Genomic DNA, 25783 nt, shown 5'->3' with positions numbered 1-25783 from the left:
CATGGCCACGACGTCGACGTCCACCGGCCCGGCCACGACCCGCAACGTCGCTCTCGTGGGGCACAGCGGGTCCGGCAAGACCACGCTCGCGGAGGCGTTCCTCCATCGCGCGGGCGCGATCCCGCGGGCGGGGTCCGTCGCGGAGGGCACGACCGTCTGCGACCACGAGCCCGAGGAGGTCGCGCGCGGCATCTCGGTGAGCCTCGGCGTCGCGCACCTCGACTGGCGGGCGCCCGACGGCGTCACGCACCAGGTCACCCTGCTCGACACCCCGGGATCCCCGGACTTCGCGGGCTCCGTGGACGCGGCGCTCGCGGTGGCCGACCTCGCGGTCGTGGTGGTGAGCGCCGTCGACGGGGTCCAGTCGGGCACGGAGGAGGTCTGGCGGCGCTGCGACGAGGCGGGGATCCCCCGCCTCGTCGTCGTCTCCCAGGAGGACCGCGCGCGGGCGAGCTTCCGCACCGTCCTCGGCGCGCTGCGCGGCGCGCTCGACGCGCCGTTCGTGCCGCTCGAGCTCCCGCTCGGCGAGGAGCAGTCGCTGCACGGCGTGGCCGACGTCCTCACCGAGCGCGCCCGGGAGTACGACGGCGACGGGCGCACCCACGAGGAGGACGTCCCCGCGGACGTGCGCGACGAGGAGCACGCCCTGCACGACGAGGTCGTGGAGGAGATCGTCACGCACGACGACGACCAGCTCGAGGCGTACCTCGCGGGCGATGAGCCCGGGGCCGCGGACCTCGAGCGCACGCTCGCGCACGAGGTGCTCGCGGGCGAGGCCGTGCCCGTCCTGCTCGCGTCCGCGGTGACGGGCGTCGGCGTCGACCGCGTGCTCGACCTCGTGTGCGAGCTCGGGCCGTCGCCCGCCGACCGCGCGGCCGTCGTCGGGCTGCCCGACGGCGCGGGGTCGGGCGGCGCAGACGGCTCCCCGTCGGAGCGCGCGACCACGGAGGTCGCGGCCGACCCGACGGGGGACGCGCTCGTGCACGTCTTCCGGACGGTCGTCGACCCGTTCGTGGGCCAGGTGTCGGTGTTCAAGGTGCTCTCCGGGTCCGTCGCGACGGGCGACCGCCTCGTGAGCACCGCGACGGGCGCCGAGGACCGCGTGCACGGGCTCTTCCGGCTGCGCGGGCGCGAGCACGTCGCGGTCGACCGCGTGGTCGCCGGCGACGTGGCCGCCGTCGCGAAGCTCTCCGTCGCCGCGACCGGGACGCTGCTCGCGGGCCGTCGGATGCCCGTCGCCGCGCGCGACCTGCCGCCGCGCGCACCGGTCTACGCGCTCGCGCTGCGGCCGGTGTCCCAGTCCGACGACGACAAGCTCTCCGCCGCGCTGACCCGCCTGCGCGCCGAGGACCCGACCCTGCACGTCGACCTCACCGGGTCCCAGGCCGTGCTCGGGGGTCTCGGCGACACGCACCTCGCCGTCGCGGTCGAACGGCTGGAACGCTCGTTCGGCGTGCGCGTCACCACCGAGCCCGTCCAGGTCGCGTACCGCGAGACCATCACGCGCGCCGTCCAGGTCGAGGGCAAGGTGAAGAAGCAGTCGGGTGGGCACGGGCAGTTCGCGGTCGTACAGCTCCGGGTGTCGCCGCTCCCGCGCGGGGAGGGATTCGAGTTCGTCAGCTCCGTCGTCGGCGGGTCGGTGCCGCGCCAGTACCTCCCCGCCGTCGAGCGCGGCGCGCGCGAGGCCATGGAGAGCGGCGGGCCGCACGGCTACCCGGTCGTCGACCTGCGCGTCGAGGTGCTCGACGGCAAGGCGCACTCCGTCGACTCCTCCGACATGGCGTTCCGCACCGCGGGCGGGGTCGGGGTGCGCGAGGCGCTCGCGGCCGCGGGCACCGTCGTCCTGGAACCCGTCTCCGCCGTGTCCGTGACCGTCCCGCCCGACGCGCAGGGCGACGTCATGGGCGACCTCTCCGCGCGCCGCGGCCACATCACCGCGACCGACTCCCTGCCCGACGGCCGCGTCCGCGTCGACGCGCTCGTCCCCGAGGCCGAGCTCACCCGCTACGTCCTCGACCTGCGCTCCCTCACCGGCGGGCGAGGGTCGTTCACCGCCGTCCCCGACCGCTACGAGGCCCTCCCGGGCGGTGTCCCTGCCGCGAGGTAGAACCGTGGTGTGGCGGGGACCCTGCTTGTCGGGTGCGAGGGCCGGATCGCTGTCTGTAATCATTCCGCTTTCCGAACCATAGAGGAGATCGCCACCTCGCCTCGTGTCGTCAATTATTCGGAATCCCGTATGATTGACGACATGGTCATCAGCGTGGCAGACGCGGCGCGAGCGCTCGATGTGTCCGAGCGCCGAGTGCTCGCGATGCTCCACGCCGGCGAGCTGCAGGGTGAGAAGGTCGGTGGGCGATGGGTGGTCAGCCCACACTCCCTGCGACATCCCAAGCGGCCGGGAAGGCCGATGAGCCCTCGGAACGCCTGGGCGCTCATCTTGAAGACGGACGCGTGGCTCGACCCGCAGGCGGCGTGGAAGCTCAAGGAACGGATGGCGCACCTACACGACCGGGATGACCCCGCACTGGTTCTCGCCTCATGGCTGCGCTCTCGTGCTGAGAGGCTCGAGCTTTCCGCATCCCGCACCACGACGCTGGTCGACGACGTCCGAGTCGTGCCCAGCGGCGTCAGCGATCGGCGTTCCGGCATGGCCGTGTCCGACCTCGTCGAGCTCTACGTCCACCAGGACGAAGCCGAAGCGCTGAAGGCCGACCACTGGCTCGTCCCCGCGCGCGGCAAGCCGAACGTGATCCTTCACGTCGCGCCTTTCCTGCCGCCCAACCCGGTACCCATCACGCTCGTCATCGCCGACCTGGTCGACAACGGCACGGAGCGCGACATCCGTCAGGCACGTGAGCTGGCGAGGAGGTACTTGTGACGACCGTGGTGCTGCCCGAGATGCCGCCGGCGCAGACCGCCTCCTGGATCGGACTGTTCGATCTCGCCGACCGCATGCCTGACGGCTGGACCCTGGTTGGCGGCCAGATGGTTCAGCTCCACTGCTTCGAGCGAGGCCTCTCGCCCGTTCGCTCCACGAGCGACGTCGACGCGGTCCTGGACGTGCGGGAACATCCGGACGCGCTCATGTCCGTCACGCGCGTCCTGTCCGAAGTCGGGTTCGTCACCGATCTCGCCATGTCCGTCAACGGGACCAACCATCGGTGGCGGCGAGGCGAGGCGATCGTCGATGTGCTCATCCCGCGCTACCTGGGCCCGGTCGCGGCGGGACGACCGGACATCCACGGCGCGCCGGGCCTCGAGACTCCGGGCGCTCAGAAGCAGATCAACCGCAGCCAGAAGGTCACCGTCACCATCGGTGAGCGGTCGGCCGCCATCAACCGACCCTCCATCGTCGGTTCCCTGATCGGCAAGGCATCCGCCCTCCTGATCCCAGGCGACAAGCGGCGGCACCTCGAGGACTTCGTGGTCATGGCGACACTGGTCCAGCCGGAGGACTTTCAGAGCGACGAGCCGTTGAACCCGTTGGAGGCGGACCGGCTGGCCCACGCGATCGGTGCGCTCCGCCGAGACCACGGAGCGATCGTCGGACTCGTCGCCGGCGGAGCGCTCGCGCTCGACCGTCTCGCGACGTACGTGTCGCGCAAGCCTGCGCCCTCGCGTCCAGCCCAGCTCACCGTCCCGGAGTGGGCCCGGCCGCGGCGAAGGCGCCGGTAACGACAGCGGATCGGGCGGCGAGACGGTGAGGGAGCGTCGACGAGGATTCGTGGCGACGAGGAGCGAGCGGTGACGGTCGGGCTTCAGCGGCGCGGCAGGACGATCGGTGCGCCGCCACCGGGATGGTCGACGACCTCGACGGGGTAGTCGTAGACGCCGCTCAGCAGCTCGGCGGTGAGGACGTCGCGCGGACCGCCGTCGGCGACGACGCGGCCGCCCGCGAGGACGGTGACCTGGTCGGCGTAGGCGGCGGCGAGGGAGAGGTCGTGCACGACGACGACCACCGCCCCGCCCGCGGCGGCGTGCGCCTGGGCGAGCTGGAGCACGAGCTCTTGGTGCTTGAGGTCGAGCGCGGCGGTCGGCTCGTCGAGCATGAGGAGCGTCGTGCGCTGCGCGAGCACGCGGGACAGCGCGACGCGGGCCTTCTCCCCGCCGGACAGCGACGTGAAGTGCCGGTCGGCGAGGTGCTCGACGTCGGTCGCGGCGAGGGCCTCGGCGACCGCGGCGTCGTCCTCGTCCTCGAACGGGGTGCCGCGCCAGGGCGAGCGGCCCATGCGCACGACGTCCACGGCGGTGAACGGGAAGCTCAGCGAGACCTGCTGGAGCATGACCGACCGGCGCAGGGCGAGCTCGGTGGGCGTCCACGCGCGCAGCGGTCGGCCGTCGACGACGACGTCGCCGGCCTCGGGGACCAGATCGCCCGTGAGCACGGCGAGCAGGGACGACTTCCCAGCCCCGTTGGGGCCGAGCAGCGCGCGGACCTCGCCCGCGCGCACGTCGACCGAGACGTCGCGCAGGATCGGCGCCTCGCCCAGGGTGAGGGACACGCCGTGCGCGGCGGTGACCACGTCGCCGGGCGCGACGGGCGCGGGGAGGCGGGACCGTCGTCGGGCACCGGTGACGGCGGTGCGGAGCGAGCCGAGGAACGAGGAGCCCTCGTGGCGCAGGTCGCTCATGCCCAGCCTCCCTGGCGCGAGCGCGTGCGGCGCAGCAGGTAGAAGAAGAACGGACCGCCGACGAGCGACGTGATCATGCCGAGCGGCAGCTCGACGTTCGCGACGGCGCTGCGCGCGAGGAGGTCCGCGGCGAGCAGCACGACGGCGCCGCCCACCACGGAGGCGGGGACGAGCGTGCGGTGGCTCGGCCCGCACACCATGCGCACGAGGTGCGGCACGACGAGCCCGACGAACGCGATGATTCCCGTGAACGCGACGCCCGCGGAGACGAGCAGCGCGACGAGCACGATGACGATCTGCCGCAGCCGCTCGACGTCGACCCCGAGGTGCTGCGCGGCGCGCTCGCCGAGCGCGAGCAGGTCCATCTTGCGGCGCACGAGCATCGCGCCCGTGACGCCGACGGCGGCGATCGGCAGCACGACCGCGACGGACTGCCACGTCGCGCCGCCGAGCGACCCGAGCTGCCAGAAGACGATCTGCTCGCGCGCGGCCGGGTCGGCGACGAACGTGAAGAACGCGAGCATCCCGCCCGCGAACGCGTTGACCGCGATGCCCGTGAGCACGAGCGTCACGACCTCGGTCCTGCCCCCGGCGCGCGCGAGCGCGTAGACGACGAACGTCGTGACCAGTCCGCCGAGGAACGCCGCCCCGGCGACCCACGTGCCGGGCACGAGCGCGCCCGCGGTGACGATGACCGCGCACGCGCCCACGGCCGCGCCGGACGACACGCCGATGACGCCCGGCTCGGCGAGCGGGTTGCCGAACACGCCCTGCATGAGCGCGCCCGAGCACGCGAGCGCGGCACCCACGACGATCGCCATCACGACGCGCGGGAACCGCACGACCCACAGTGCGTTCTCGCCCTGCGGGTGCGACGGCATCGGGCCCCAGTCGAGCCCGACGTGGTGCGCGAGCGAGCCCAGCACCTCCGCGGGGGATACGGGCACCTGACCCGTCATCCCGGACACGACCGTGAGCACCGCGAGCGCGACGCCCAGGCCGACCATGAGCCAGCGCGCGGCCCGGCGGCGCTGCTGCCCGACGGCGGGGCCCACCCGGGCGGGCCGGTCGCCCGAGCGGGGGGCGTCGTCGGGCGCGGTGGCGTCCTCGGGTACAGGCGCGTCCTCGGGCGTGCCGAGGGAACGGGTGAGGGGCGTGCTCACGAGGCCGGGAGCTCCGGCGCGGGCACCCCGTAGAAGGCCTCGACGAGCGACGCGATCGTGGACCCGGTGCGGGGGCCGAACGTGAGGAGGCGCGAGCCGTCCATGTCGACGACGCGGCGCGCCTCGCCCGCGGGCGTCTGCGCGAGGCCCGGGATCGCCATCATGGCGTCGAGGCCGCCCATCGACTCGAGCCCGTCGGTCATGACGAGGTACGCGTCGGGCGCGGCGCTGATGATCGCCTCGCTCGTGACCGGCGCGTACTGCTGCGTCAGGCCGATCGCCGTCCCGGCGTCCTCGCCGCCGACCTCCTGGATCAGGTCGTCGGCGCCCGAGCCGGGCCCGAACAGCATCTTGATGTTCGACCCGCGCAGGTAGAGGAACGCGACGCGGGGGTTCCCCGTGTCCCGCGGGACCGCGCCGAGCGCCGCGCAGATCTGCCGGTCCGTGCGCTCGACGAGCGCCTCGCCCTGCGCGGGCACGCCGAGCGCGGTCGCGACGGCGCGGATCCGGTCGTCGACGCCGTCCAGCGTGCGCGCCTCGTCGAAGTAGACGACGGGGATGCCCGAGCTCTCGAGCTGCCCGCGCACGTCGTCGGTGAGGATCGTCGCGTCGGTGAGGATCACGGACGGGTCGAGCCCGAGGATCGCCTCGACGTCGAGCGCGTGCCCCGCGCCCGTGACCACGGGGACGTCCGCCGCCTCGGGGAAGCCGGTCGGCAGGTCGCGCCCGACGACGTTGGCGCCCAGCCCCAGGCTGTAGACGATCTCGCCCAGCGTCCCGTACAGGTCGACGGGGATGATGTGGCTCACGTCGGTGATCTCGACCGTCCGGCCGTCGACCGACTCGACCGTGACGGGGAGCTGCGGGGCCGGTGCGTCCGCGATCGGGTGGATCGCGTCGTCGGCGAACGTCGCGCTCGTGGGCCCGGTGGGGAACGACGCCGGGTCGACGTCGGAGCCGCCGCCCGCGGCGCGCGACTCCCCGAGCGTCGTGCAGGTCGGCACGCCCGTCTGGTCGGCGGTCTCCGCGGGCGCCGCCTCGACGGGCGCGGCGTCCTGGCTCTCCCCCGCCGACGGCGTCGCGGGCGGCTCGTAGGGGAGCGGCGCGCACGCGGCGACGAGCCCCAGCGCGACGACGGCCCCCGCCCCGACCAGCGCCGTCACCGTCCGTCGCGCCCGACCGCGCGCGGTGCCCGACGGCCCCGAGGGTGACGTCGAGCGGCTCGTCGTCGAGCCGAGGTGCAGCGCGGAGCGGGCAGCGTGAGGCATGGGGAGTCTCCAGGGAGCGGTGCGCGGGAGGGCGCGACCCGGCGAGGCCGTCGCCCGCCCCAGGTAAGACGAGCCTAACCTGACTTGGAGGCGGCCTCGACCGCCTCGCGAGTAACGCGCCTCACGCGAACGGCGCGAACCGAACCCACTCGACCGAGGAAGAACCCGACTCCCTCGAGGAAGGGTCGTGGTCCGCCGAGGCACAGCCCCGGCCGACCGGGGCTCTATCTCGAGGTCAGGGGTGGGCGGCGCCCAGGTCGGCGAAGAGGTCGCTGTTGAGGCGGAAGGCGTGCTTGGCCTCGGCGACGGTCTCGTCGAGCTGCTCGGGCGTGAGGACGAGGCCGTCGAGGCGCTCGCGGTAGACGTCCTTGAACGGCTTGGACTTGGGGATCTCGACGAACGTGTAGAACGCGAGGCCGTCGCCCGAGAGGCCGTAGTGGCGCTCGAGCATGCGCTTGATGATCTGCCCGCCGGAGAGGTCGCCGAGGTAGCGGGTGTACGCGTGCGCGGCGTAGGCGGGCAGCGACGCACCGACCGTGCGCAGGCGCGCGACGTAGCGCTCGGTCGCGGGGTGGATGGTGATGCGCTCGGCCCAGTCGGCGCCGACGAGGAACGTGAGGTCCTTCTCGATCTCGGGGGTGCGCGTGAGCTCGTCGAAGACGAGGGACTCGCCCTGGGCGTCGGCGCGCATCGCGGCGCTCGCGTCCTCGAGCGCGCCGTAGATGGCCCACTGCTGCGCGGCGAGGTCGGCGTACGCGGCGACGTCGAGCTGCCCGGACATGAGGCGCTCGACGAACCCGGAGCTCTCGGCCTGCTCGTGCTCGGGCCGCGTGCCCTCGCGCAGGCGCTGGGACAGCGGCACGGACTCGTCGGTGCGGTCGAGGTCCTGGGTGAGAGCAGTCACGGGTGGCTCCTGCGGGTAGCGTCGGGTCGGGGTGCTCGTCCTGACGCGATGTCATGACGATGCGTCAGGAACTGTAACCCACCCAGGTGAGGCTTGCCTATCCTCTGTCCGAGATCTGGTCCACGTCCTCCGGGTCTGGGAGCCCGGCGAGGAACCGGAAGCCCAGCAGCGCGACCAGCGTGCCCAGCCCGCCGCCGACGACGAGCGGCGTCGCCAGGTCCGCGCGGGCCAGGAGCCCGCCGAGGAACGCCCCGAGCGGCATGACGCCCCACAGGAGCGTCCGCCACGTGCCGTGCACCCGGCCGAGCAGGCGGCCGGGGATCATCGCCTGGCGCAGCGACATGACGAGGACGTTCCACACCGTGACCGCCCCGGAGCTCACCGCGAACAGGACGGCGCCGGCGACCACCGCGGCGCCGGCGTCCGGGAGGAGCGGGGCGAGCCCGAGGAGCACGAGGACGACCGTCGAGACGAGGTTCGCCACGGCCATCGTCGGGCCGGTCCCGAAGCGCTCCTTGGCAGGGTTCGCCACGGCCGCCGCGAGGAGCGACCCGGCCGCCCCGACGAGCAGGAACGTGCCGTACCAGGCCTCCGGGACGCCCAGCACGTCGAGGACGTAGAGCACGATCGTCGCGGTCGCGGCGGAGAAGCAGAGCCCGACGACGATCGAGAGCAGCCACAGCGGGCGCAGGGTCGGGTGCGCCCACAGGTAGCGGAACCCGTCCCCGAGCTGGCGGAACCAGGGGGGCGCGGGCTCCGCTCCCTCGACGGCCACGGTCCGGTGCTCGCCCGCGGCGACGGCGGGCAGGAACAGCGCGAGCGCCCCGGCGACGGCGTAGGCGGCCGCACCGGTCCCGAGCGGCACGACGACGGCGACCGCGAAGAGCGCCGACGTGAGCGGCGCCGAGAGGAAGTTCTGGACGGTGATCTCGCCCGCCTCGATGCGCGAGTTCGCGCGCGGGAGGTCGGCGGGCCGCACGATCGAGGGCAGCACCGCGCGGATCGCGCCGTCGTACACGGTCTCCAGGGCGCCGTAGAGGAACACGACGGCGTACAGCCACCAGATCGTCAGCGTGCCCGTCGCGGCGAGGGCGACGAGCCCGAGGGCGAGCAGCGTGCGGGCGCCGTTCGCGAGCGCGAGCGCGTGCCGGCGGTCGACGCGGTCGAGGAGGACCCCGGCGGGGATCGCGAAGAACAGCCAGGGCAGGAGCGAGACGGCGGCGATCCCGGAGACGAGGAACGGGTCGTCGGTGAGCCGGGCGGCGAGCAGCGGCGACGCGACGCGCGCGATGCCGTCGCCCAGGCTGGAGCTGAGGTTCGCGGTGAAGACGTTGCGGAACGGCGCGCCGAGCCCGGCGCGCACCCGGGCGGGGGCGTCGGGGAGCCTGCGGCGGCGGAGGGTCGGCACCTCCCGAGGCTAGGCGACCGTTGCCGCGGCAATCACCTCTGTCCGGGCGCTTCTGCTCGGGGGAGAAGGGCGGGCGTAGCGGGTCGGCCGGGTCAGCGCGCGAGCGCGGGCGACGACGCGTCGGCCCCGACGGCGCGCAGCACGAAGGCCTCGGTCGCCTCGATCGCCTGCTCGCGCGCGGCCGGGTCGTCGGGGACGAGCCGGCCGGACAGGCACGCGTTGACGAGCTGCACGGTGGTGTCGATGTCCTGCGCGGGGAACTCGCCGACCTCGATGCCGGACGCGACGATCCGGCGCAGGATCGCCTCGACGAGCTCGGCGTGCTCGCGCAGCCGCTGGCGCGTCGTGCGCGACAGCACGGTGCGCAGGTCCGGGCCGGGGGCCAGGTGGAAGATGCGCTTGAGCTGCGCCTGCTGGCGGATGTAGGTGCGGAGCTGCTCGACCGGGTCGTCCACGTCCTCCAGCGCCCGCTCGAGCGTCCCGACGTACTGCTCCGTCTCGTGGGTGATGAACCCGAGGAGCAGGGCCTCCTTGTCGGGGAAGTGGTTGTACACCGCGGTGCGGCCGACGCCCGCGGCGGCGGCGATGTCGGCGAGCGAGATGGCGTCGAAGCCGCGGTCCATCATGAGGGTCGAGAGCGCCGCGAAGAGCTTCTGCCGGGTCTGGGCGCGGTGCTCGTGGAGGGACCCTCCGATGATCTTGGGCATGCTGACATCATAGGGAGGTCGTGTCAGAACGCTAATCGGCTCCCCCGGGCCGCAGCCGGACCGCAGCCGGGCCGCAGCCGGGCCTCACGGCTGCGCCCCGCCGTCTGGCACACTGCCGCCATGGACACGACCGCGGCGCCCGACGGCGTCCCCGCCACCGCCCCGGACCCGGACTTCCCGCCCGTCCCCGCGGACACCAAGGACTGGACGTGGGTCATGGAGCGGCCGTGCCCGGAGTGCGGGTTCGTGGCGGCCGAGGTGACGCCCGACCGCGTGGGGGCCGCGGTGCGCGACGCGATCCCGCGCTACGTCGGCGCGCTGGGCCGCGAGGACGTGCGCGTCCGCCCCGACGCCACGACCTGGTCCGCGCTGGAGTACGCCGCGCACGTCCGCGACGTCTTCTCGGTGTTCGACGTGCGCGTCCAGTCGATGGTCGAGGGCGACGACCCGCGGTTCGCGAACTGGGACCAGGACGCGACGGCGGTCGAGGAGGACTACGCGCACCAGGACCCGGCGGTCGTCGCGCGCGAGCTCGCGATCGCGGGCGACCGGGTCGCGGGCCGCTTCGACGCGCTGGTCCCCGACCAGTGGGAGCGCCCCGGGCGGCGGTCGAACGGGTCCGTGTTCACCGTGCGCACCCTGGGCCAGTACTTCGTGCACGACGTCGTCCACCACCTGCACGACGTCGGCGCCTGACCGGACGGCGGGCACCCGGCCCCGCAGCGGCAGGAGACGCACGGCCGTGACACGGGCGTAACATCCCGGCATTCCGGACGCCCTACGGTCCGGTCATGGACGCCACCGTCGCCGGCCTCGTGCCGGACGCGCACGCGGGAGCGCACCTTCTCGCGGTGCCTCGTTCCCGCGGTGCGGCACGCACGCCCGTGGACACCCTCGCGCGCGCCTGGTTCGCCGACGCGGCGTGGACGACGCCACCCGGCGGCGGAGGAGCGACCCGCCCCATGGTGGGCGCGCGGTTCCGGGGCGTGGTGCCCGACGGCGTGGTCGCGCCGGGCGAGCTCCGGCTCGCCGAGGGTGCGCGCGCCGTCGGGCCGTTCCCGCTGACGCCGCCGCAGGCGCAGGCGCTCGACCTCGCGGGCGGGGGCGCCGAGGTCTTCGCGCTGCACGTCGACGACCCGGCCCCGCGCGGCGCCCCGGTCCCGCTCGCCGAGGACCGCGACGGGCTCGCGCGCGCCTTCGCGACCGGGCTGCCGCAGGGCGTCGAGCTCCAGGTGCTGGGCTGGGCGGTCGCGGCGGCCCGGCGCGTCGGGGGCGCCGTCGTGGCGGACGGCCGGACGGTGCTCACGCCCGACCCCGCCTCGGGGGTCGACCTCACGCTCTACAGCGCCCAGGTCCTCGGGCCCGACGACGCGCTCGGCGTCCTGCGGACGACGGTCCCGAGCGCGCGCGTCGTGGCGGTCCACCCGCGCCCGGACGGCCTCGCGGAGTACGTGCTGTCGGGCGAGACCCCGTACGACGGCGCGGTCCGGCTGGCCGCGCAGCGCGTGCCGCAGGTGCCGCTCGCGCTCGGCGCGCTCGACTGGCGCGAGCACGGCCCGCACGCGTACCGCGTCTCGTGGGTCCCGCAGGACCCGTACGAGCTCGAGGTCGAGCGCCCGTCGGGGCTGCACGTCATCGCGCGCTCGCGGGCACGGGTGCTCGTCGCACGGCTCGCGGCGATGCTCCAGGGGCGCCTCGCGGGGACGCTCGTCGACGACGGCGGCTTCGTCGTGCGGGACCTCGACCTCGACGAGCGGCTCACGCCGGCGGCGACGCCGACGACGCAGTCCTGGGTCTGAGCGACGGCGTGCGCACGGGGCGCGGGACGTGGTCGAGCCGGGCGTGTCGCGCGCGCGAACTGTCCACAGATTTCGTCCACAGGGTTGTGGGTCCCGTGGGAATCGCGCGGGGCCGCCTGTGGACGAACCTGTGGCCTTCGCGACCGGCCAAATGACATCGGTGGGAACTCTTGCAGGCCCTCCGGGTGAGGACTACAAACGTGCTAACGGCCCGGACGGGCGCAGACGGACGACGGTGTTCCGCACGCAGGGGTCTGACGGCCCCGCCCAGGAGCGCACGACGGCCCGGCGCGAACGCCAGGGCACGGCTGACCGGAGAACGGTGGACGACCCGCGACCCCCTGCTGCGGGGCTGCGCGCGACGGCGCAGGTTCCGACCGGACCCGGAAGGCCGACCGCGATCGGCGTCAGCACGCCTGCCCGGGGCATCCGGGCCGGGCGCGCGGGCGCCGGGCCGCCACGTCGCGAGCGGCGCCCCGACGGGCCACCGGCCCGACCGCCCCGGGGTCGCGCGGACACGGCGAGGCCCCTCGGAATCCTGCTCCGAGGGGCCTCGTTGCCATTCTCCCGCCGGCGTGCCGTGACGCGAAGACCCGTCCGCGGACCGGTGGGCCGGGTCCGTCCGCCGCGCCTACGCTCGTGCCATGAGCAACCTCGAGACCCGGCCCGAGGAGCGCGTCTGCTCCGCGGGCACCCCTGGCGGCGCGGGTGTCGGCGCGATGCCCGCGGTGGAGATCCTCGAGCACCGCGACGTCCCGCTCGGGGGCACGCGCGCGATGCGGGTGCGCCGCACGATCCCGCAGCGCGCACGCTCGCTCGTGGGGGCGTGGTGCTTCCTCGACCACTACGGGCCGGACCCGCTGCCCGCGATCGGCGACGGCACCGACGGCATGCAGGTCCCGCCGCACCCGCACACCGGCCTGCAGACCGTCACGTGGCTGTTCGCGGGGGAGATCCTGCACCGGGACGCGGTCGGCTCGCTCCAGACGGTCCGGCCCGGCGAGCTCAACCTCATGACCGCGGGCCGCGGCATCTCCCACTCGGAGGAGTCGCCGCGCGGCGTCCGCCCGCCGGTCCTGCACGGGGTCCAGCTCTGGGTCGCGCTCCCGGGCGACCGGCTCGACGAGCCGCCGGCGTTCGAGCACCACGCCGACCTGCCGGTCGCGGACGTCGCCGGTGCCCGGGTCCAGGTCTTCCTCGGGAGCCTGCGCGTCGCGGACGCCGAGCTGCGCTCGCCCGCGACGACGTACTCGCCGCTCGTCGGGGCGCAGGTCGACCTGGCGGCCGGGGCGCGCGTGACGCTGGACGTCGACCCGGGGTTCGAGCACGGCCTGCTCGTGGACGACGGGACGGTGCACCTGGAGGGGGAGGAGGTCCCGCCGTCGTCGCTCGGGTACGTCGCCCCGGGCCGTGCGACGCTCACCGTCGAGGCCGGGCCGGACGGCCCCGCGCGGGTCGTGCTCGTGGGCGGCGAGCCGTTCGGCGAGGACATCGTCATGTGGTGGAACTTCGTCGGCCGGTCGCACGACGACGTCGCGCGCGCCCGCGCGGACTGGCAGGCGCAGCTGGTGGTCACCGGCGGGGAGGGGCCGAACCACGGCGGCACGCGCTACGCCGAGGGCGCGCGCGACGGGCGCTACGGCGAGGTCGTCGGGTACGACGGCGGCCCGCTCCCCGCACCCGCGCTGCCCGACGTCCGCCTGCGGCCCCGCACCCGCCCGGCGGCGCGCCAGTAGACTGCCGCGCATGGCCAAGAACTCCACGCCCGACTTCGTGCTGCGCCCGTTCGAGGGGCTCCCCGGCGAGACCGACTGGGTCGCGATGCGCGAGGTCGTGCCCTCGGCCACCGCGACCGCCCGCACGACCGCGGAGCACGGGGCGCGCGACGTCACCGTCGTCACCGTCCTGCCCGCGGGATGGGCCGCGCTGCACCGCCAGGACGGCGCGATCCTCCTCGCGGTCCAGACGCTCGCGGGCTCGGGCGACACGAGCCGCGACCTCGCCGCGGCGCTGCTGGAGGCGATCGACGCCGAGCCCGGCACGTCCATCGAGATGAGCGCGCTGCCCGACGCCGGCCCGCGCCTGCAGGACGTCCTCGACCCCTCCGTCCCGTTCGACGTCACCGTCCACGACGACTTCGCGTTCTGGCTCGACCCGGCCGAGGAGGTCACGCCGGACCTGCGCGCGTCGCTCGACCAGGCGGCGGAGTCCATGGTGCCCACCGTCAAGCTCGACGCCGTCGCGTCGGCGTACTGGTGCCGCATGTCGCGCGAGTTCCTGCGCTGGGCACGCCCGGAGCCGGAGGACGCGCTCATCGACGCGATCTCGCGCCTGCACGCGCGGCGTGAGTCGGGCCTCGCCGGCGGCAAGTTCGTCGGCGCGTTCCGGTCGAGCGGTGTGCTCGTCCCGGTGTGGGAGCTGCCGAGCGGGACGGAGGCCGACGAGCTCGAGGCCCCGGTCGCGGAGCTCGACGCGCTCCTCACCGAGGCGCTCGCCGTCACCGAGCCGCTCGACGCGAACGAGCGCCGGGCGCGCGCGGGGATCGTGTCGCGCCAGGTGACCCTGCGCTGACGCTGACGGAAGCCGGCCAGCGGCCCGACCCGCGGCCCGACGAGCAGCCCGCCGACGCCCCTGTCGGCGGGCTGTCGCGTCGAGTAGGATCCGGGGGACCTGGGAACGCAGCCCGGTCGTCCTGCGAAGATCCCGAGCGGATCTGCTGGTGGAACGACGACACTTCTGCGGCCAACTCTTTGCACTACTAGGCTGGACGGCGTGAACGCGGACCATCGGTCGACTGAGTCGGGGAACAACACGGGCAGTGCTTCTCGAGGTGCTCCTACGGGTGCCCTCACGGGCGCGGCGAGCACGCCGCCGACGTACCTCTCGGCGTCCGGCACGCGGGCACGCACGCCGCGGCCGACGGTCGGCGACGGCCGGACCGGCCGTGCGGTGCGGCAGCGCGTCGCCGTGATCATCCCGGCGAAGGACGAGTCGCGGCGCATCGCCGCGACGGTCCGCGCGGCCAAGGCGATCCCGCACGTCGACCTCGTGCTCGTCGTGGACGACGGGAGCGAGGACGACACCCAGCACGTCGCGCGCGAGGCGGGCGCCGTCGTCGTGCGCCACTCGCACAACCGCGGCAAGGCCGCCGCCATGGAGACCGGCGCGGCCGTCGTCGCGATGCGCGACGCCGCCGACCGTCCCCCGCGCCTCCTGCTCTTCATCGACGGCGACCTCGGCGAGACCGCCGTGAACACCGCGCCGCTCGTCGCGCCCGTGCTCGACGGGTACGCGGACCTCGCCATCGCGCTGCTGCCCCCGCAGCCGGGCGCCGGCGGCCGGGGGATTGTCGTCGGGGCCGCGCGCCGCGCGATCCAGTCGCTCACGGGGTGGACCCCGACGCAGCCGCTCTCGGGCATGCGCTGCCTCACGCGCGAGGCGTTCGAGGCCGCGACCCCGCTCGCGCGCGGCTGGGGCGTGGAGACCGGCATGACGATCGACCTGCTCCGCAAGGGGTACGTCGCCGTCGAGGTGCCGTGCGACCTGCGGCACCGCGCCTCGTCCAACGACCTCAAGGGCCAGCTCCACCGGGCCGCGCAGTACCGCGACGTGCTCCTGGCCGTGAACGCGCGCAAGATGCGCTCCGCGGTCGACCGGGTGCGGGCCGCCGACCAGCACTGACGTCCCGCGGGTGGCGAACGTCTCCCGGGGATCCTACCCTGGGTGGACGGGCACCGTGCCGTGCCCGGTGGCCCGCGTCCGCGCGAGGCCGGACCGACGACGACGGGGGCATCGCCATGTGCACGGGGATCAGGTTCTCGGACGGCCGGGGGAGCGTCTACCTCGCGCGGAACCTCGACTGGACGAGCGGGTACGGGCAGCGGGTGGTGCTGACGCCCACCGGGTACGCGCCGAGGTCGCCGTTCGGCGCGGTGCCCGGCATCCGCCACGCGACGCTCGGCATGGGCATCGTGGCGGAGGGGACGCCGCTCTACTTCGACTGCGGCAACGACGCGGGCCTCGCCGTCGCGGGGCTCAACTTCCCGGGGTACGCGGCCTACGCGCCCGGCCCGGTCGACGGCGCGGTCAACGTCGCCGCCTACGAGCTCCCGCTGTGGGTGTGCTCGCAGTTCGCGACGGTGGACGAGGTGGAGGCCGCGCTCCAGGACGTCGTGGTCGTCGACCGGCCGATCAACGAGACCTACCCGAGCTCGATGCTCCACTGGATCGTCGCCGACGCGACGCGCGCCGTCGTCGTGGAGCACACGGCGGACGGCATGCACGTGTTCCACGACGACGTCGACGTGCTCACCAACCAGCCCGGGTTCGGGTGGCACCACGAGAACCTGCGCAACTATCTCAACGTCTCGCCCGACTTCCCCGGGGACACGGAGCTGGGCGGGGCGGTCCTCACCCCGTTCGGCTCGGGCTCGCACATGCGCGGCATCCCGGGGGACTACTACTCGCCGTCGCGGTTCGTCCGCGCCGCCTACGTCAACGCCCACTACCCGACCCAGGAGAGCGAGGAGCAGAACGTCAGTCGCGCCTTCCACACGCTGCAGCAGGTCGCGATGGTCGAGGGGAGCGCCGTGATGGCGTCGGGCGAGTCCGAGATCACCGTCTACACGGGACTCTTCTCCTCGCGCACGTCGACCTACTACTGGAACACCTACGAGGACCCGGCCGTACAGAGCGTCGCGATGGCCGACCTCGCGCTGGGCGGCACCGAGCTCGTCCTCGCGTAGCCAGGCTCAGGGCGTCGCGCTCCCCACCCGCGAGGCGGTGCCCTCCGACGCCGTCCCCGCCGCGTCCGGCGCGGCGCTCGGGGTGTCCTCCCGCGCATCCGGCTCGTCGTCGGTACCGGTGCCGTCGCCGACGGCGTGCAGCGCCGCGACGGTGAGCAGCGGGACCGCCGGGATGAGCGCGACGAGCGCGATGCGCACGCCGAAGTCGTTGACCAGCGACCCGGCGACGCACACGATCCACAGGGCGAGCACGGTCGGGCGCACGAGCGGCCACGCGGCCTCGGTGCGGGCGAACCACGCCGGCGTGAACCGCCGCGGCCAGAACAGCACCAGCGCCGCCGCGACGAGGACCAGGATCGTCAGCCACACGGGCACGCCGCCCAGCACGGAGCGGGCCGCGTAGCCCGCCTTGCGCAGCAGCGTCTCCCAGGCAGAGCCGTCCACGACCTCGCCGACGAACCGGCCGAGGTGCGAGCGCTCGTCGGCCGGGCGCAGCCAGTCGAGCACGCCGACGGCGGCGACGAGCCCGACGCCCGCTGCCGCGACGAGCAGGAAGCGCCGCCACGTGACGCGCGCCCCCGAGGCGGCGAGCCCCAGGACCGCGAACGCCGGGACCACCACGAGCCCGCCACCGAGGTCGGCGCCGAGCGTCGGCCACACGTCCACGACCATCGTCACGACGCCGATGACGCCCACGACCGTCGCGGCGACGTACCGGTGCCCGCGGGCGACGAGCCACTGGGCGAGCGCCGCGGCGAGCACGAGCGCTGCGACCGCGTACACGGAGAACGTCGGGTTGCCGAACCCGTAGAACCGCGCGCCGAACGTCGGCGCGGAGCCGAGCGGGCTGGCGCGGTTGAGCGGCGTCCCGACGAGCGCGTCGAGCGTGAGCACGGCGAACGTGATGCCCGCGACGATCCCCGGCCCGAGCCACACCGGGCGGCGCGGGGCGAGCGCCCCCAGGCCCGCGACCGCCGCCGTCGCGAGCACCGTCGACACGACGATCGCGAGCATCTGGTTCCCGAACCGCCACCAGCCCGTGAGCGACACGAGGAAGGCCGCGGTCGGGACGGCTGCCACGACGAGCGCGGCGCCCCGGGCGACGTGCGCGGCGCGGGCCCAGCGGACCCGGGCGCGGTCGCCGGCCGCGCGCGCGGCCCGCGGCGCGAGCAGCAGGCAGAGCCCGGCGATCACGAGGCCTGCGTAGAGCGGCACGTCGACGAACGCGGTGTAGACCGCGCGGCGCACGTGGTCGAGCGTCGTGAGGTCGGCGAGGGCGTCCGCGGTCGAGGTCGCGTCCGGGGGCCGCGGCGAGCCCCAGGCGAGCGGCGTGTCCTGGATGCGGGCGGGGATCGTGGTGCCCGCGGCGTCGAGCACGGTCGCCGGGACGTCGAGGACGCGCGCGACGCCGTCCGTCCGCGTCGCGGCGCTGGTCAGGTAGCGCGCCTGCTCGGGTCCGTCGAACGACGGCCGCACGAGCGTCGCGCCGAGCGCCGGCCGGGTGCCGGGCGTCCCGGCGACGTCGACGACGAGCACGGTCGTCCCCGTCGGGGCGGCGTCGAGCACCGCGCCGACGGTGGCGTCCACGGCCGCGAGCCGGTCCGCCCGCAGGGAAGCCCTTAGCGCGGCGCGCTCCTCGGCCGGGAGGTCGGGGTCGACGGCCGGTGCCGTCGCGTCGCCCGCGTCGACGACGGTGACGGGGCACGAGAACGCGTCGCTCCCTGGCGACGTCGCGGACGCGAGCTCTCGGTAGCGCGCCACCTCCCCCTGGGAGTCCGCGAGGGCGAGCGCCGCCCCGGGCCCCACGGCGGTCGCGCACACGGCCGCCGTGCCGCCGGCGGAGCCGTCGCCGCCGAGCGCGTCGCCCAGGACGCCCAGGCGCGCCTGGTACCCGGAACCCCGCTGGAGCGCGACGAGGTCGTCCCACCCGTCGATGCGGGCGCCGCCGGCGATGCCGTCCGAGGCTCCGTCCGGGGTGGCGACGGGCTGCGGCGTCGGGCACGCCCACGAGCCGTCCGGGGCGCGCTCGGTCGCGACGTCGGCGAGCTGCCCGGCGGAGAGGGCGAGCCACCCGCCCACCGTGCACCGGCTCGCCGCGCCCGTGGGCTGGGCGACGCCGCCGGCGCCGGCGCCGTCCGTGAGCAGCGCGTGCAGCGTCGGCGTGGTGGCCGCCGTGACGTCGCTCCACGCCACGCCCGTCGTCCCGACGACGACGAGCGGGCGGTCGGTGGCGATGGCGTCGGACCGGGTGACCGACGCCTCGCCGCCGGCCCGCGACGCCGCCGACGCGGGCCGCTGGTCCGTCGAGCCGAGCACGGTCGACGTGAGCAGGACGACGAGCAGGAGCCCGCCGCCCACGGTGAGCAGCATCGTGGGCATGCGCCGGATCCCCGGCTCAGGGACGGCGGCCGCCGCGCGCCTCGGCGCCGCGTCGGCGAGGAAACCGGGCACGACCATCGCCGTCGCGACGACGACGACCATGACGCCGATGATGACGCCCGAGTCGTTGAGCACGGAGCCGACGCCCGCGACGACGACGAGCGCGACGACGAGGTCGTGCAGCAGCGGCCAGCGCTCGTAGGCGCGCGCGACCTCGGGCAGGCGGAAGCGCTCGGGACGTAGCCCGGCGACGGCCACGAGCACGACGAGCACCGCGGCGACCGCACCGGCCGGTTGCGCGACGGTCTGCCACGCGCCCACGGCCTTGCGCCCGATCACCTCGAGCGCGGCGCCGTCGACGACGGTCTGCACGAACCCGCCGAGGTGGGAGCTGCCGCCCGGCAGGAGCCAGTCGACGACGGCGACGACCGCGACCACGACCACGGTGGCCCCCGCGACGACCAGCGCGCGCAGCCACGTGATCCGCACCCGCCCGACGAGCAGCGCGAGGACGGCGAACGCGGGCACGAGCGCGAGGATGCCGCCGAAGTCGGCGCCGAACGCGGGCCAGCCGTCGACGACGACCGTCACCGCCCCGACCGCGACGACGAGCCAGGCCGCCAGCCGGCGTCGCCCCCGGACCAGCGCCGTGGACGCCAGGCCGCCGGCGAGCACGAGGCCCGCGACCGCGTACACCGCGAACGTCACGTTGTTGAAGCCGTAGAAGCGCGTGAAGCCCGCGACGGCGGACGTGCCGAGCAGGGACGCCTGCTGGAGCGTCGTGCCCGTCGCGCCGTCCACGGTGAGGACGAGCCACGTGACGCCGGCGAGCGCCGTCGGCAGCGCCCACGGGCGGCGCGGGAGGAGGCGCGACACGACCCAGGCCACGAGCGCGACGGCGACGGCGCTCACCGCGAGCGCGAGGGTGAGCGCCGGAGCGGGCGCGCTCCACACCCACCACCGTGACAGGCTCGCGAGCGAGGCCGCGACGGGGGCCGCGGCGGCGACCATGAGCACCGCGGACAGGACGCGGGTCCCTGCGCGCCCGGGCCGTGGCGGCAGGCCGCGGCGCGCGGCGGACCGCCGCGCCCACAGGGTCCCGCCGAGCGCGAGCACGAGGGTCGCCACGAGCAGCCCGACGAGCACGGGGTAGAGCGTGGGGATCGTGCTCGTCAGCACGTTGAGGTACTGGCGGTTCTCGACCGTGCGCGCGACGTCCATGCGCCGGACCTCGCCCAGCGAGAGGGGCGCGCCGTCGAGCCCCTCGGTGCTGCCGCCGGCCTGCTCGACGACCGTCGCCGTGAGGTCGACGAGCTGGACGATGCCGTCCTGCTGCGTGCTCGGGGAGTGCAGCCAGCGCCGTGTGGGCTCGCCCTTGCGCCAGTCGACGACGACCGGGAGCCCCGGCTCGCCGACGGGCCCCGCGGGCACGCCCGCCACGAGCACGCGCGTCCCGCGGTCGACCTCGTCCATGACGCGGGAGAGCGCCTCGTCGAGCGCGTCGAGGCTCTGGCCCCGCCCGGACGAGGAGTCGACGATCTCGCCCTGGTCGACCACCGTGACGTCGCACGCGTCGAGCCCGCCCTCGGGCAGCGCGGCGAGCGCGGACGCGTACCGCTCGACGTGCCCGGTCGCGTCGGCGAGCATGACGGCCGCGCCCGGGCCGACCGCCGTCGTGCACACGCCGGTCTCGGCGAGCCGGGCCGCCGCGGTCCCGGGCGCGTGGTGCGTCGTCGGGGCGGTCGCCTCCTCCTCGGACGGCGCGGTGAGCGTCGCCCACCCGGGGACGTCGGCGGGCTGCGCCTCGAGCGTCGTCGCCCCCGACGCCGTCGTGGCGGGGGCGGGCAGCGGCGGGCAGCCGGTGGTGGGCGGCTCGGCGTCGGCGGGCGGCGTCGCCGTCGGCTCCTCGGCTGCCGGCTGGGAGGACGTCACCATCTGCCCGGCGGACAGGGTGAGCCACGCGTCCGTCGCGCACGTCGTCCGCCCGACGCCGAGCGACGCGACCGAGCCGGTCCGGATCATCGACCACAGCGTGGGCGTCGCGGTGGGCGAGACGTCGCTCCAGTAGAGCCCCGCCACGGCGACCAGCACGACCGGCCGCGGGTCGTGCGTCGGGACGGGAGAGCCGCCCGCGACCGTCGTGCCCGCCGTCGTGCCCGACGGCGCCGCGGCCGCGGAGGGCGCGGCGACGGCCCCGAGCGCGGTGAGCAGGGTGAGCGCGACGGCCGTCGCCAGCGCCGTCGCACGGGTGCCCCGGCGCCCCCAGCGACGAGCGGGGAGCGTGCGGGCAGGGGGGAGCGCGGCGGCCGGGAACGTCACCGGACCAGCCTACGGGGGCGCCCGGCGCGTCCCCCGGCCGTCCGGACGGCGTCGTCGCACGTCCGCGCGGGACGCTCACGCGCCCTCCACGCCCCTCGCGCGGGGCGCCCACAGCGAGCGCCGGGTTCGGCGATCGCGGTCCTCGTCAGGCGGTGCGGACCACGAGCGCGCCGGGGTCGACGCGCGCCTCGATCTCCACGGCGAGGCCGAGCACGTCGCCGTCGACCTGGGCCTGCTCGCCGCCCTCCACGCGCACGCGGACGCGCCGGGCGCGCGCGTGGTCGATGCGTCCGATCTTGGCGGGCAGGTCGTTGCGCACGCCGAGGCCCTGCATGACCACCTCCCCGAACAGCTGCGCCCAGCCCACGACCCCGCCGCGCGTGTCGATCGCGGCGATGTCGAGGATCCCGTCGTCGATCACCGCGTCGGGCAGGAGCGTCAGGCCCCCGGGGAGGCGGCCGCAGTTGCCGATGAGGAGCGAGCGCAGCCGCGCGTCCACGGGCGGCGTGTCGTCGAGCTGGATGCGCGCGCGCATGCGGCGCCCGTGCAGGTGCCGGATGCCCGCGACGAAGTAGGCGACCCAGCCCACCTTCGCCTTGAGGTCGTCGTCGGTGTCGGCGACCATCGCGGCGTCGAACCCGAGGCCCGCTATGACGAGGAAGATGTGCTCCTTGTCGGTGTCCCGGGCGGGGTCCGGCGCCGTCCCCGGCTCGTCTCCCTCGGCGGGGGTGACGTCGGCGTAGCGCAGGACCTTGACCCAGCCGACGTCGACCGGGCGGTCGGACCCCGCGATCACGACGGCCAGCGCGGCACGCGCGTCGCCCACCGGCAGGTCGAGGTTGCGCGCGAGGAGGTTGCCGGTGCCCACCGGGACCAGGCCCATGGTGCGGCTGCTGCCGACCATGCCCTCGGCGACCGCGCGGACCGTGCCGTCCCCGCCCACGGCGACGACGACGTCCGCGCCCTGCGCGAGCGCCGCGCGCGTCTGCCCGACGCCCGGGTCCTCGACCGTCGTCTCGAACCACAGCGGCTCCGGCAGCGCGGCGTCGGCGAACGAGGCGCGGACGACCGCCTCCAGCCCCGCGACGTCGGGCTTCGACGGGTTGGCGACGAACGCGACGAGCTCGCGCGGGTCGTCCTCGAGCGCGGGCTCCTCGACGGGAAGCGCCTCGTCGCCGTGCGCGCGGCGCTGCCGGGTCTGCTGCGCGCGCAGGCCCAGCGCGACGACGAGTGCCACCACCGCGACGGCGAGCGCCGCGATCGCGAGCCAGAGCGTCCAGGACATGGCGACACCGTAGCGGGGCCGGGGCGGGAAAGGACTGCGACCGGGCGGCGCGCAGTTCGTTAGGCTGCTGGCGTGATCGACCTCCGCCTCCTGCGCGACAACCCCGACATCGTCCGTGCCAGCCAGGTCACCCGTGGTGACGACCCTGCGCTGGTGGACGCCGCACTCGACGCCGACGCGCGCCACCGCGCCGCGCTGAGCGAGTTCGAGAGCTTGCGCGCCGAGCAGAAGTCCCTCGGCAAGCAGGTCGCCCAGGCGCAGGGGGAGGAGAAGCAGGAGCTGCTCGCGCGCACCAAGCAGCTCGCGGCCGACGTCAAGGCGCGCCAGGCCGACGCGGACGCCGCGGCGGAGGAGCTGCGCGGGCTGCTCTACCGCATCTCGAACGTCGTCGCGGGCGCGCCGGCGGGCGGCGAGGACGACTACGTCGTGCTGCGCGAGGAGGGCACGATCCGCGACTTCGCCGCGGAGGGCTTCACACCGCGCGACCACCTCGACCTCGGCGAGGGCCTGCGCGCGATCGACACCGAGCGCGGCGCCAAGGTGTCGGGCGCGCGGTTCTACTACCTCACGGGCGTGGGCGCGCGCCTCGAGCTCGCGCTGCTCAACGCCGCGATGGACACGGCGGTCGCGGCCGGGTTCACGCCCGTCATCACGCCGACGCTCGTGCGGCCCGAGGTCATGCAGGGCACCGGGTTCCTCGGCGCCCACGCGGACGAGATCTACCGCCTCGAGAAGGACGACCTCTACCTCGTCGGGACGAGCGAGGTGGCGCTCGCGGGCTACCACGCGAACGAGATCGTCGACCTGTCGGCCGGGCCGCTGCGCTACGCCGGCTGGAGCGCGTGCTACCGCCGCGAGGCCGGCTCGCACGGCAAGGACGTGCGTGGCATCATCCGCGTGCACCAGTTCCACAAGGTCGAGATGTTCTCCTACTGCGACCCGGCCGACGCCGAGGCGGAGCACCAGCGCCTGCTCGGCTGGGAGGAGCAGATGCTGCGCCTCGTCGACCTGCCGTACCGCGTCATCGACACCGCGGCGGGCGACCTCGGGTCGAGCGCCGCGCGCAAGTTCGACTGCGAGGCGTGGCTTCCGACGCAGCAGCGCTACCTCGAGCTCACGTCGACCTCGAACTGCACGACGTTCCAGGCACGCCGCCTCAACGTGCGGGAGCGCGTCGAGGTCGACGGCAAGAACGAGACGCGCACCGTCGCGACGCTCAACGGCACGCTCGGCACGACGCGCTGGATCGTCGCGATCCTCGAGAACCACCAGCAGGCCGACGGCTCGGTCCGCGTGCCGGAGGGACTGCGCCCGTACCTCGGGGGCCTCGAGGTGCTCGAGCCGGTGGTGGCGTGACGGGTTCCCTCGTCCCGGACGACGCGTCCGGGCCGATGCTCGTGGCGCTCGACATCGACGGCACCCTCATGTCGTACGACCAGGAGCTGTCGGAGGACGTGCGCGACGCCGTCGCCGACCTGCGCGCGGCGGGCCACCACGTGGTGCTCGCGTCCGGGCGCTCGCTCATCGCGATGACGCCCGTCGCGGAGATCCTGGGGATCGACCGCGGCTGGGTCGTCGCGTCGAACGGCGCGGTGACGGCGCGGCTCGACCCCGAGGAGCCGGAGGGGTACGTGCTGGAGGACGTCGTGACGTTCGATCCGGGCCCGGCCCTGCGGCTCCTGCGCGAGCACCTGCCCGACGCGCGGTACGCCGTCGAGGACGTGGGCGTCGGGTTCCGCATGAACGAGCTCTTCCCCGACGGCGAGCTCGACGGCGTGCACCGCGTCGTCGAGTTCGACGAGCTGTGGTCGGGGGAGGTCACGCGCGTCATCGTCCGGTCGCCGGGGTCCACGAGCGAGCAGTTCCACGAGCTCGTCGAGCGCCTCGGCCTGGACGACGTGACGTACGCCGTCGGCTGGACGGCGTGGATGGACATCGCGCCGCTGGGCGTCACGAAGGCGACCGGGCTCGAGCTCGTGCGGCGCGCGCTGCACGTCCAGCCCCACCGGACCGTCGCGGTCGGCGACGGGCGCAACGACGTCGAGATGCTCCGCTGGGCGGCGCACGGCGTCGCGATGGGCCACGCGGACGCCGTCGTGCAGGCCGCGGCCGACGAGGTGACCGCCCCCATCGAGGACGACGGCGCGGCGCGCGTCCTCCAGAGCCTCCTGCCCTGACCGCGAGGTAGAACCGCAGGGCGCGAGATAGAGCTCGCGGGGTTCTACGTCGCGACCTGCAGCTCTACCTCGCGGTGCCGGGGACGATCCCTCGCGGGGGCGGTCAGTCGCGGGGCTCGCGGGCGGTGAGGACGACCGGGCCGTCGGGCGTGATCGCGACCGTGTGCTCGCTGTGGGCGCCGCGCGACCCGTCGGCCGAGCGCAGGGTCCAGCCGTCGGGGTCGGTGTAGATCTCGTCCGTGGTCTCGAGGAACCAGGGCTCGATCGCGATGACGAGGCCCGGCTTGAGCGGGAACCCGCGCTTGCGACGGCCGTCGTTGGGGATGTGGGGCTCGCCGTGCATCGTGCGGCCCACGCCGTGCCCGCCGAAGTCGGTGTTGACCGAGTAGCCCGCGGCGTGCGCGACGTCCGCGATGGCGGCGGAGATGTCGCCGACCTTCTTGCCCGGCTGCGCGGCGGCGATGCCCGCCTCGAGCGCGCGCTCGGTCGTCTGGATGAGCCGGGCGTCCGCCTCGCCGAGCGCGCCCGCGCGCGGCGTGCCGACGACGAACGACAGCGCCGAGTCCGCGACCCACCCGTCGACGGAGGCGGCGAAGTCGATGCTCAGCAGGTCGCCGTCGCGCAGCGCGTAGTCGTGGGGCAGGCCGTGCAGCACGGCGTCGTTCACGGACGTGCAGATCACCTTGCCGAAGGGGCTCGCACCGAACGACGGGTGGTAGTCGATGTAGCAGGACTCGGCCCCGCGGTCGCGGATCATCCGGTGCGCGACCTCGTCGAGCTCGAGCAGGTTCGTCCCGACCTTCGTGGCGGCGCGCACCGTGGTGAGGACGTCGGCGACGAACCGCCCCGCGGGTCGCATCTGGTCGATCTCCCGCGGGGTCCTCAGCTCGATCATCGTGGTCCTTCCGGTTCGCAGGTGGGGTGCCCGACGGCGGCGCGGCCGGCTCGAGCGGTGCCGAGCGGTGCCGCGGGACGGGCCTCCCCACGATATCGGTCAC

20 protein-coding genes are annotated in these 25783 nt (G+C 75.1%); 11 read left to right on the top strand and 9 right to left on the bottom strand.

The annotated features are described in order from the left end of the window. Window position 1 precedes the first annotated feature (1 nt). The 3 genes from ACFC2L_RS08600 to ACFC2L_RS08590 all read left to right on the top strand — a co-directional run bounded on the left by ACFC2L_RS08600 (window position 2) and on the right by ACFC2L_RS08590 (window position 3675). The gene (locus ACFC2L_RS08600) at window positions 2-2107 is read left to right on the top strand and encodes an elongation factor G (protein WP_375823856.1); all 2106 of its coding nucleotides are present in this window, start codon (window positions 2-4) and stop codon (window positions 2105-2107) included. A gap of 141 nt (window positions 2108-2248) precedes the next feature. Continuing rightward, window positions 2249-2878 carry a helix-turn-helix domain-containing protein gene (locus tag ACFC2L_RS08595; protein WP_375823855.1) on the top strand — a complete coding sequence of 210 codons (630 nt, stop codon included), beginning with the start codon at window positions 2249-2251 and terminating at the stop codon, window positions 2876-2878. Next, on the top strand, window positions 2875-3675 hold the full coding sequence (locus tag ACFC2L_RS08590; RefSeq protein WP_375823854.1) for a hypothetical protein: 801 nt from the start codon (window positions 2875-2877) through the stop codon (window positions 3673-3675). Before ACFC2L_RS08595 ends, ACFC2L_RS08590 begins: the two co-directional genes overlap by 4 nt. An 83-nt stretch (window positions 3676-3758) precedes the next feature. On the opposite strand, the gene ACFC2L_RS08585 is transcribed toward ACFC2L_RS08590, so the two are convergent. The 6 genes from ACFC2L_RS08585 to ACFC2L_RS08560 form a co-directional block, all read right to left on the bottom strand. Then, entirely contained in the window at window positions 3759-4631 is an 873-nt protein-coding gene (locus ACFC2L_RS08585; protein WP_375823853.1) for a heme ABC transporter ATP-binding protein, read from the bottom strand. Next, window positions 4628-5638 (bottom strand): FecCD family ABC transporter permease, encoded by a 1011-nt coding sequence (locus tag ACFC2L_RS08580; protein ID WP_375824128.1) that lies wholly within the window; start codon window positions 5636-5638, stop codon window positions 4628-4630. Before ACFC2L_RS08580 ends, ACFC2L_RS08585 begins: the two co-directional genes overlap by 4 nt. Window positions 5639-5790: 152 nt before the next feature. Then, window positions 5791-7062, bottom strand: coding sequence for a hemin ABC transporter substrate-binding protein (locus tag ACFC2L_RS08575; protein ID WP_375823852.1), 1272 nt, complete (start codon window positions 7060-7062; stop codon window positions 5791-5793). 235 nt (window positions 7063-7297) lie between these two features. Then, the gene (locus ACFC2L_RS08570) at window positions 7298-7966 is read right to left on the bottom strand and encodes a heme oxygenase (biliverdin-producing) (RefSeq protein WP_375823851.1); all 669 of its coding nucleotides are present in this window, start codon (window positions 7964-7966) and stop codon (window positions 7298-7300) included. Window positions 7967-8063: 97 nt separating this feature from the next. Further along, entirely contained in the window at window positions 8064-9374 is a 1311-nt protein-coding gene (locus ACFC2L_RS08565) for an MFS transporter (RefSeq protein ID WP_375823850.1), read from the bottom strand. A gap of 92 nt (window positions 9375-9466) precedes the next feature. Continuing rightward, window positions 9467-10081: a TetR/AcrR family transcriptional regulator gene (locus ACFC2L_RS08560; protein WP_375823849.1), complete on the bottom strand. Its 615-nt coding sequence runs from the start codon at window positions 10079-10081 to the stop codon at window positions 9467-9469. Window positions 10082-10201: 120 nt separating this feature from the next. Between ACFC2L_RS08560 and ACFC2L_RS08555 the strand changes: the two genes are divergently transcribed. From ACFC2L_RS08555 to bsh, 6 genes are all read left to right on the top strand, one after another. Continuing rightward, the gene (locus tag ACFC2L_RS08555; protein WP_375823848.1) at window positions 10202-10777 is read left to right on the top strand and encodes a DinB family protein; all 576 of its coding nucleotides are present in this window, start codon (window positions 10202-10204) and stop codon (window positions 10775-10777) included. A gap of 95 nt (window positions 10778-10872) precedes the next feature. Continuing rightward, complete coding sequence (locus ACFC2L_RS08550; RefSeq protein ID WP_375823847.1) at window positions 10873-11880, top strand: hypothetical protein; 1008 nt, start codon at window positions 10873-10875, stop codon at window positions 11878-11880. A gap of 644 nt (window positions 11881-12524) precedes the next feature. Then, a complete protein-coding gene (locus tag ACFC2L_RS08545) occupies window positions 12525-13616 on the top strand; it encodes a pirin family protein (protein ID WP_375823846.1) in 1092 nt (363 codons plus the stop codon). A 10-nt stretch (window positions 13617-13626) separates the two neighbouring features. After that, the gene (locus tag ACFC2L_RS08540; protein WP_375823845.1) at window positions 13627-14451 is read left to right on the top strand and encodes a DUF5926 family protein; all 825 of its coding nucleotides are present in this window, start codon (window positions 13627-13629) and stop codon (window positions 14449-14451) included. Window positions 14452-14829: 378 nt separating this feature from the next. Then, the gene (locus ACFC2L_RS08535; RefSeq protein ID WP_253052521.1) at window positions 14830-15561 is read left to right on the top strand and encodes a glycosyltransferase family 2 protein; all 732 of its coding nucleotides are present in this window, start codon (window positions 14830-14832) and stop codon (window positions 15559-15561) included. Between the two features lie 116 nt (window positions 15562-15677). After that, on the top strand, window positions 15678-16625 hold the full coding sequence (gene bsh / locus ACFC2L_RS08530; protein WP_375823844.1) for a choloylglycine hydrolase: 948 nt from the start codon (window positions 15678-15680) through the stop codon (window positions 16623-16625). A 6-nt stretch (window positions 16626-16631) separates the two neighbouring features. Here bsh and ACFC2L_RS08525 read toward each other — a convergent pair whose 3' ends face one another. Together ACFC2L_RS08525 and ACFC2L_RS08520 are read right to left on the bottom strand one after the other, a co-directional pair. Further along, the gene (locus ACFC2L_RS08525; RefSeq protein ID WP_375823843.1) at window positions 16632-21323 is read right to left on the bottom strand and encodes a hypothetical protein; all 4692 of its coding nucleotides are present in this window, start codon (window positions 21321-21323) and stop codon (window positions 16632-16634) included. A gap of 145 nt (window positions 21324-21468) precedes the next feature. Then, on the bottom strand, window positions 21469-22608 hold the full coding sequence (locus ACFC2L_RS08520; protein WP_375823842.1) for a diacylglycerol/lipid kinase family protein: 1140 nt from the start codon (window positions 22606-22608) through the stop codon (window positions 21469-21471). Between the two features lie 72 nt (window positions 22609-22680). Here ACFC2L_RS08520 and serS point away from each other — a divergent pair, with 72 nt between their 5' ends. Both serS and ACFC2L_RS08510 read left to right on the top strand, forming a co-directional pair. Then, window positions 22681-23964: a serine--tRNA ligase gene (gene serS / locus ACFC2L_RS08515; protein ID WP_024839177.1), complete on the top strand. Its 1284-nt coding sequence runs from the start codon at window positions 22681-22683 to the stop codon at window positions 23962-23964. Between the two features lie 35 nt (window positions 23965-23999). After that, a complete protein-coding gene (locus ACFC2L_RS08510; protein WP_375824127.1) occupies window positions 24000-24785 on the top strand; it encodes an HAD family hydrolase in 786 nt (261 codons plus the stop codon). A gap of 103 nt (window positions 24786-24888) precedes the next feature. Here ACFC2L_RS08510 and map read toward each other — a convergent pair whose 3' ends face one another. Further along, window positions 24889-25680 carry a type I methionyl aminopeptidase gene (map, locus tag ACFC2L_RS08505; protein WP_375823841.1) on the bottom strand — a complete coding sequence of 264 codons (792 nt, stop codon included), beginning with the start codon at window positions 25678-25680 and terminating at the stop codon, window positions 24889-24891. Between the last annotated feature and the right edge of the window lie 103 nt (window positions 25681-25783).

The sequence above is a fragment of the Cellulosimicrobium sp. NPDC055967 genome (assembly GCF_042269845.1).
Classification (GTDB): Bacteria; Actinomycetota; Actinomycetes; order Actinomycetales; family Cellulomonadaceae; genus Cellulosimicrobium.
This window is presented reverse-complemented; position numbering and strand designations above follow the sequence as displayed.

What these genes read in the sequence shown, in the direction of transcription:
- ACFC2L_RS08560 (WP_375823849.1), bottom strand. Translation starts at nt 10,081, where the DNA reads ATGCCCAAGATCATCGGAGGGTCCCTCCACGAGCACCGCGCCCAGACC.
- ACFC2L_RS08540 (WP_375823845.1), top strand. Translation starts at nt 13,627, where the DNA reads ATGGCCAAGAACTCCACGCCCGACTTCGTGCTGCGCCCGTTCGAGGGG.
- ACFC2L_RS08555 (WP_375823848.1), top strand. Translation starts at nt 10,202, where the DNA reads ATGGACACGACCGCGGCGCCCGACGGCGTCCCCGCCACCGCCCCGGAC.
- ACFC2L_RS08595 (WP_375823855.1), top strand. Translation starts at nt 2,249, where the DNA reads ATGGTCATCAGCGTGGCAGACGCGGCGCGAGCGCTCGATGTGTCCGAG.
- ACFC2L_RS08520 (WP_375823842.1), bottom strand. Translation starts at nt 22,608, where the DNA reads ATGTCCTGGACGCTCTGGCTCGCGATCGCGGCGCTCGCCGTCGCGGTG.
- ACFC2L_RS08575 (WP_375823852.1), bottom strand. Translation starts at nt 7,062, where the DNA reads ATGCCTCACGCTGCCCGCTCCGCGCTGCACCTCGGCTCGACGACGAGC.
- ACFC2L_RS08510 (WP_375824127.1), top strand. Translation starts at nt 24,000, where the DNA reads ATGCTCGTGGCGCTCGACATCGACGGCACCCTCATGTCGTACGACCAG.
- ACFC2L_RS08600 (WP_375823856.1), top strand. Translation starts at nt 2, where the DNA reads ATGGCCACGACGTCGACGTCCACCGGCCCGGCCACGACCCGCAACGTC.
- bsh (WP_375823844.1), top strand. Translation starts at nt 15,678, where the DNA reads ATGTGCACGGGGATCAGGTTCTCGGACGGCCGGGGGAGCGTCTACCTC.
- ACFC2L_RS08585 (WP_375823853.1), bottom strand. Translation starts at nt 4,631, where the DNA reads ATGAGCGACCTGCGCCACGAGGGCTCCTCGTTCCTCGGCTCGCTCCGC.
- ACFC2L_RS08580 (WP_375824128.1), bottom strand. Translation starts at nt 5,638, where the DNA reads ATGGTCGGCCTGGGCGTCGCGCTCGCGGTGCTCACGGTCGTGTCCGGG.
- ACFC2L_RS08550 (WP_375823847.1), top strand. Translation starts at nt 10,873, where the DNA reads ATGGACGCCACCGTCGCCGGCCTCGTGCCGGACGCGCACGCGGGAGCG.
- map (WP_375823841.1), bottom strand. Translation starts at nt 25,680, where the DNA reads ATGATCGAGCTGAGGACCCCGCGGGAGATCGACCAGATGCGACCCGCG.
- ACFC2L_RS08545 (WP_375823846.1), top strand. Translation starts at nt 12,525, where the DNA reads ATGAGCAACCTCGAGACCCGGCCCGAGGAGCGCGTCTGCTCCGCGGGC.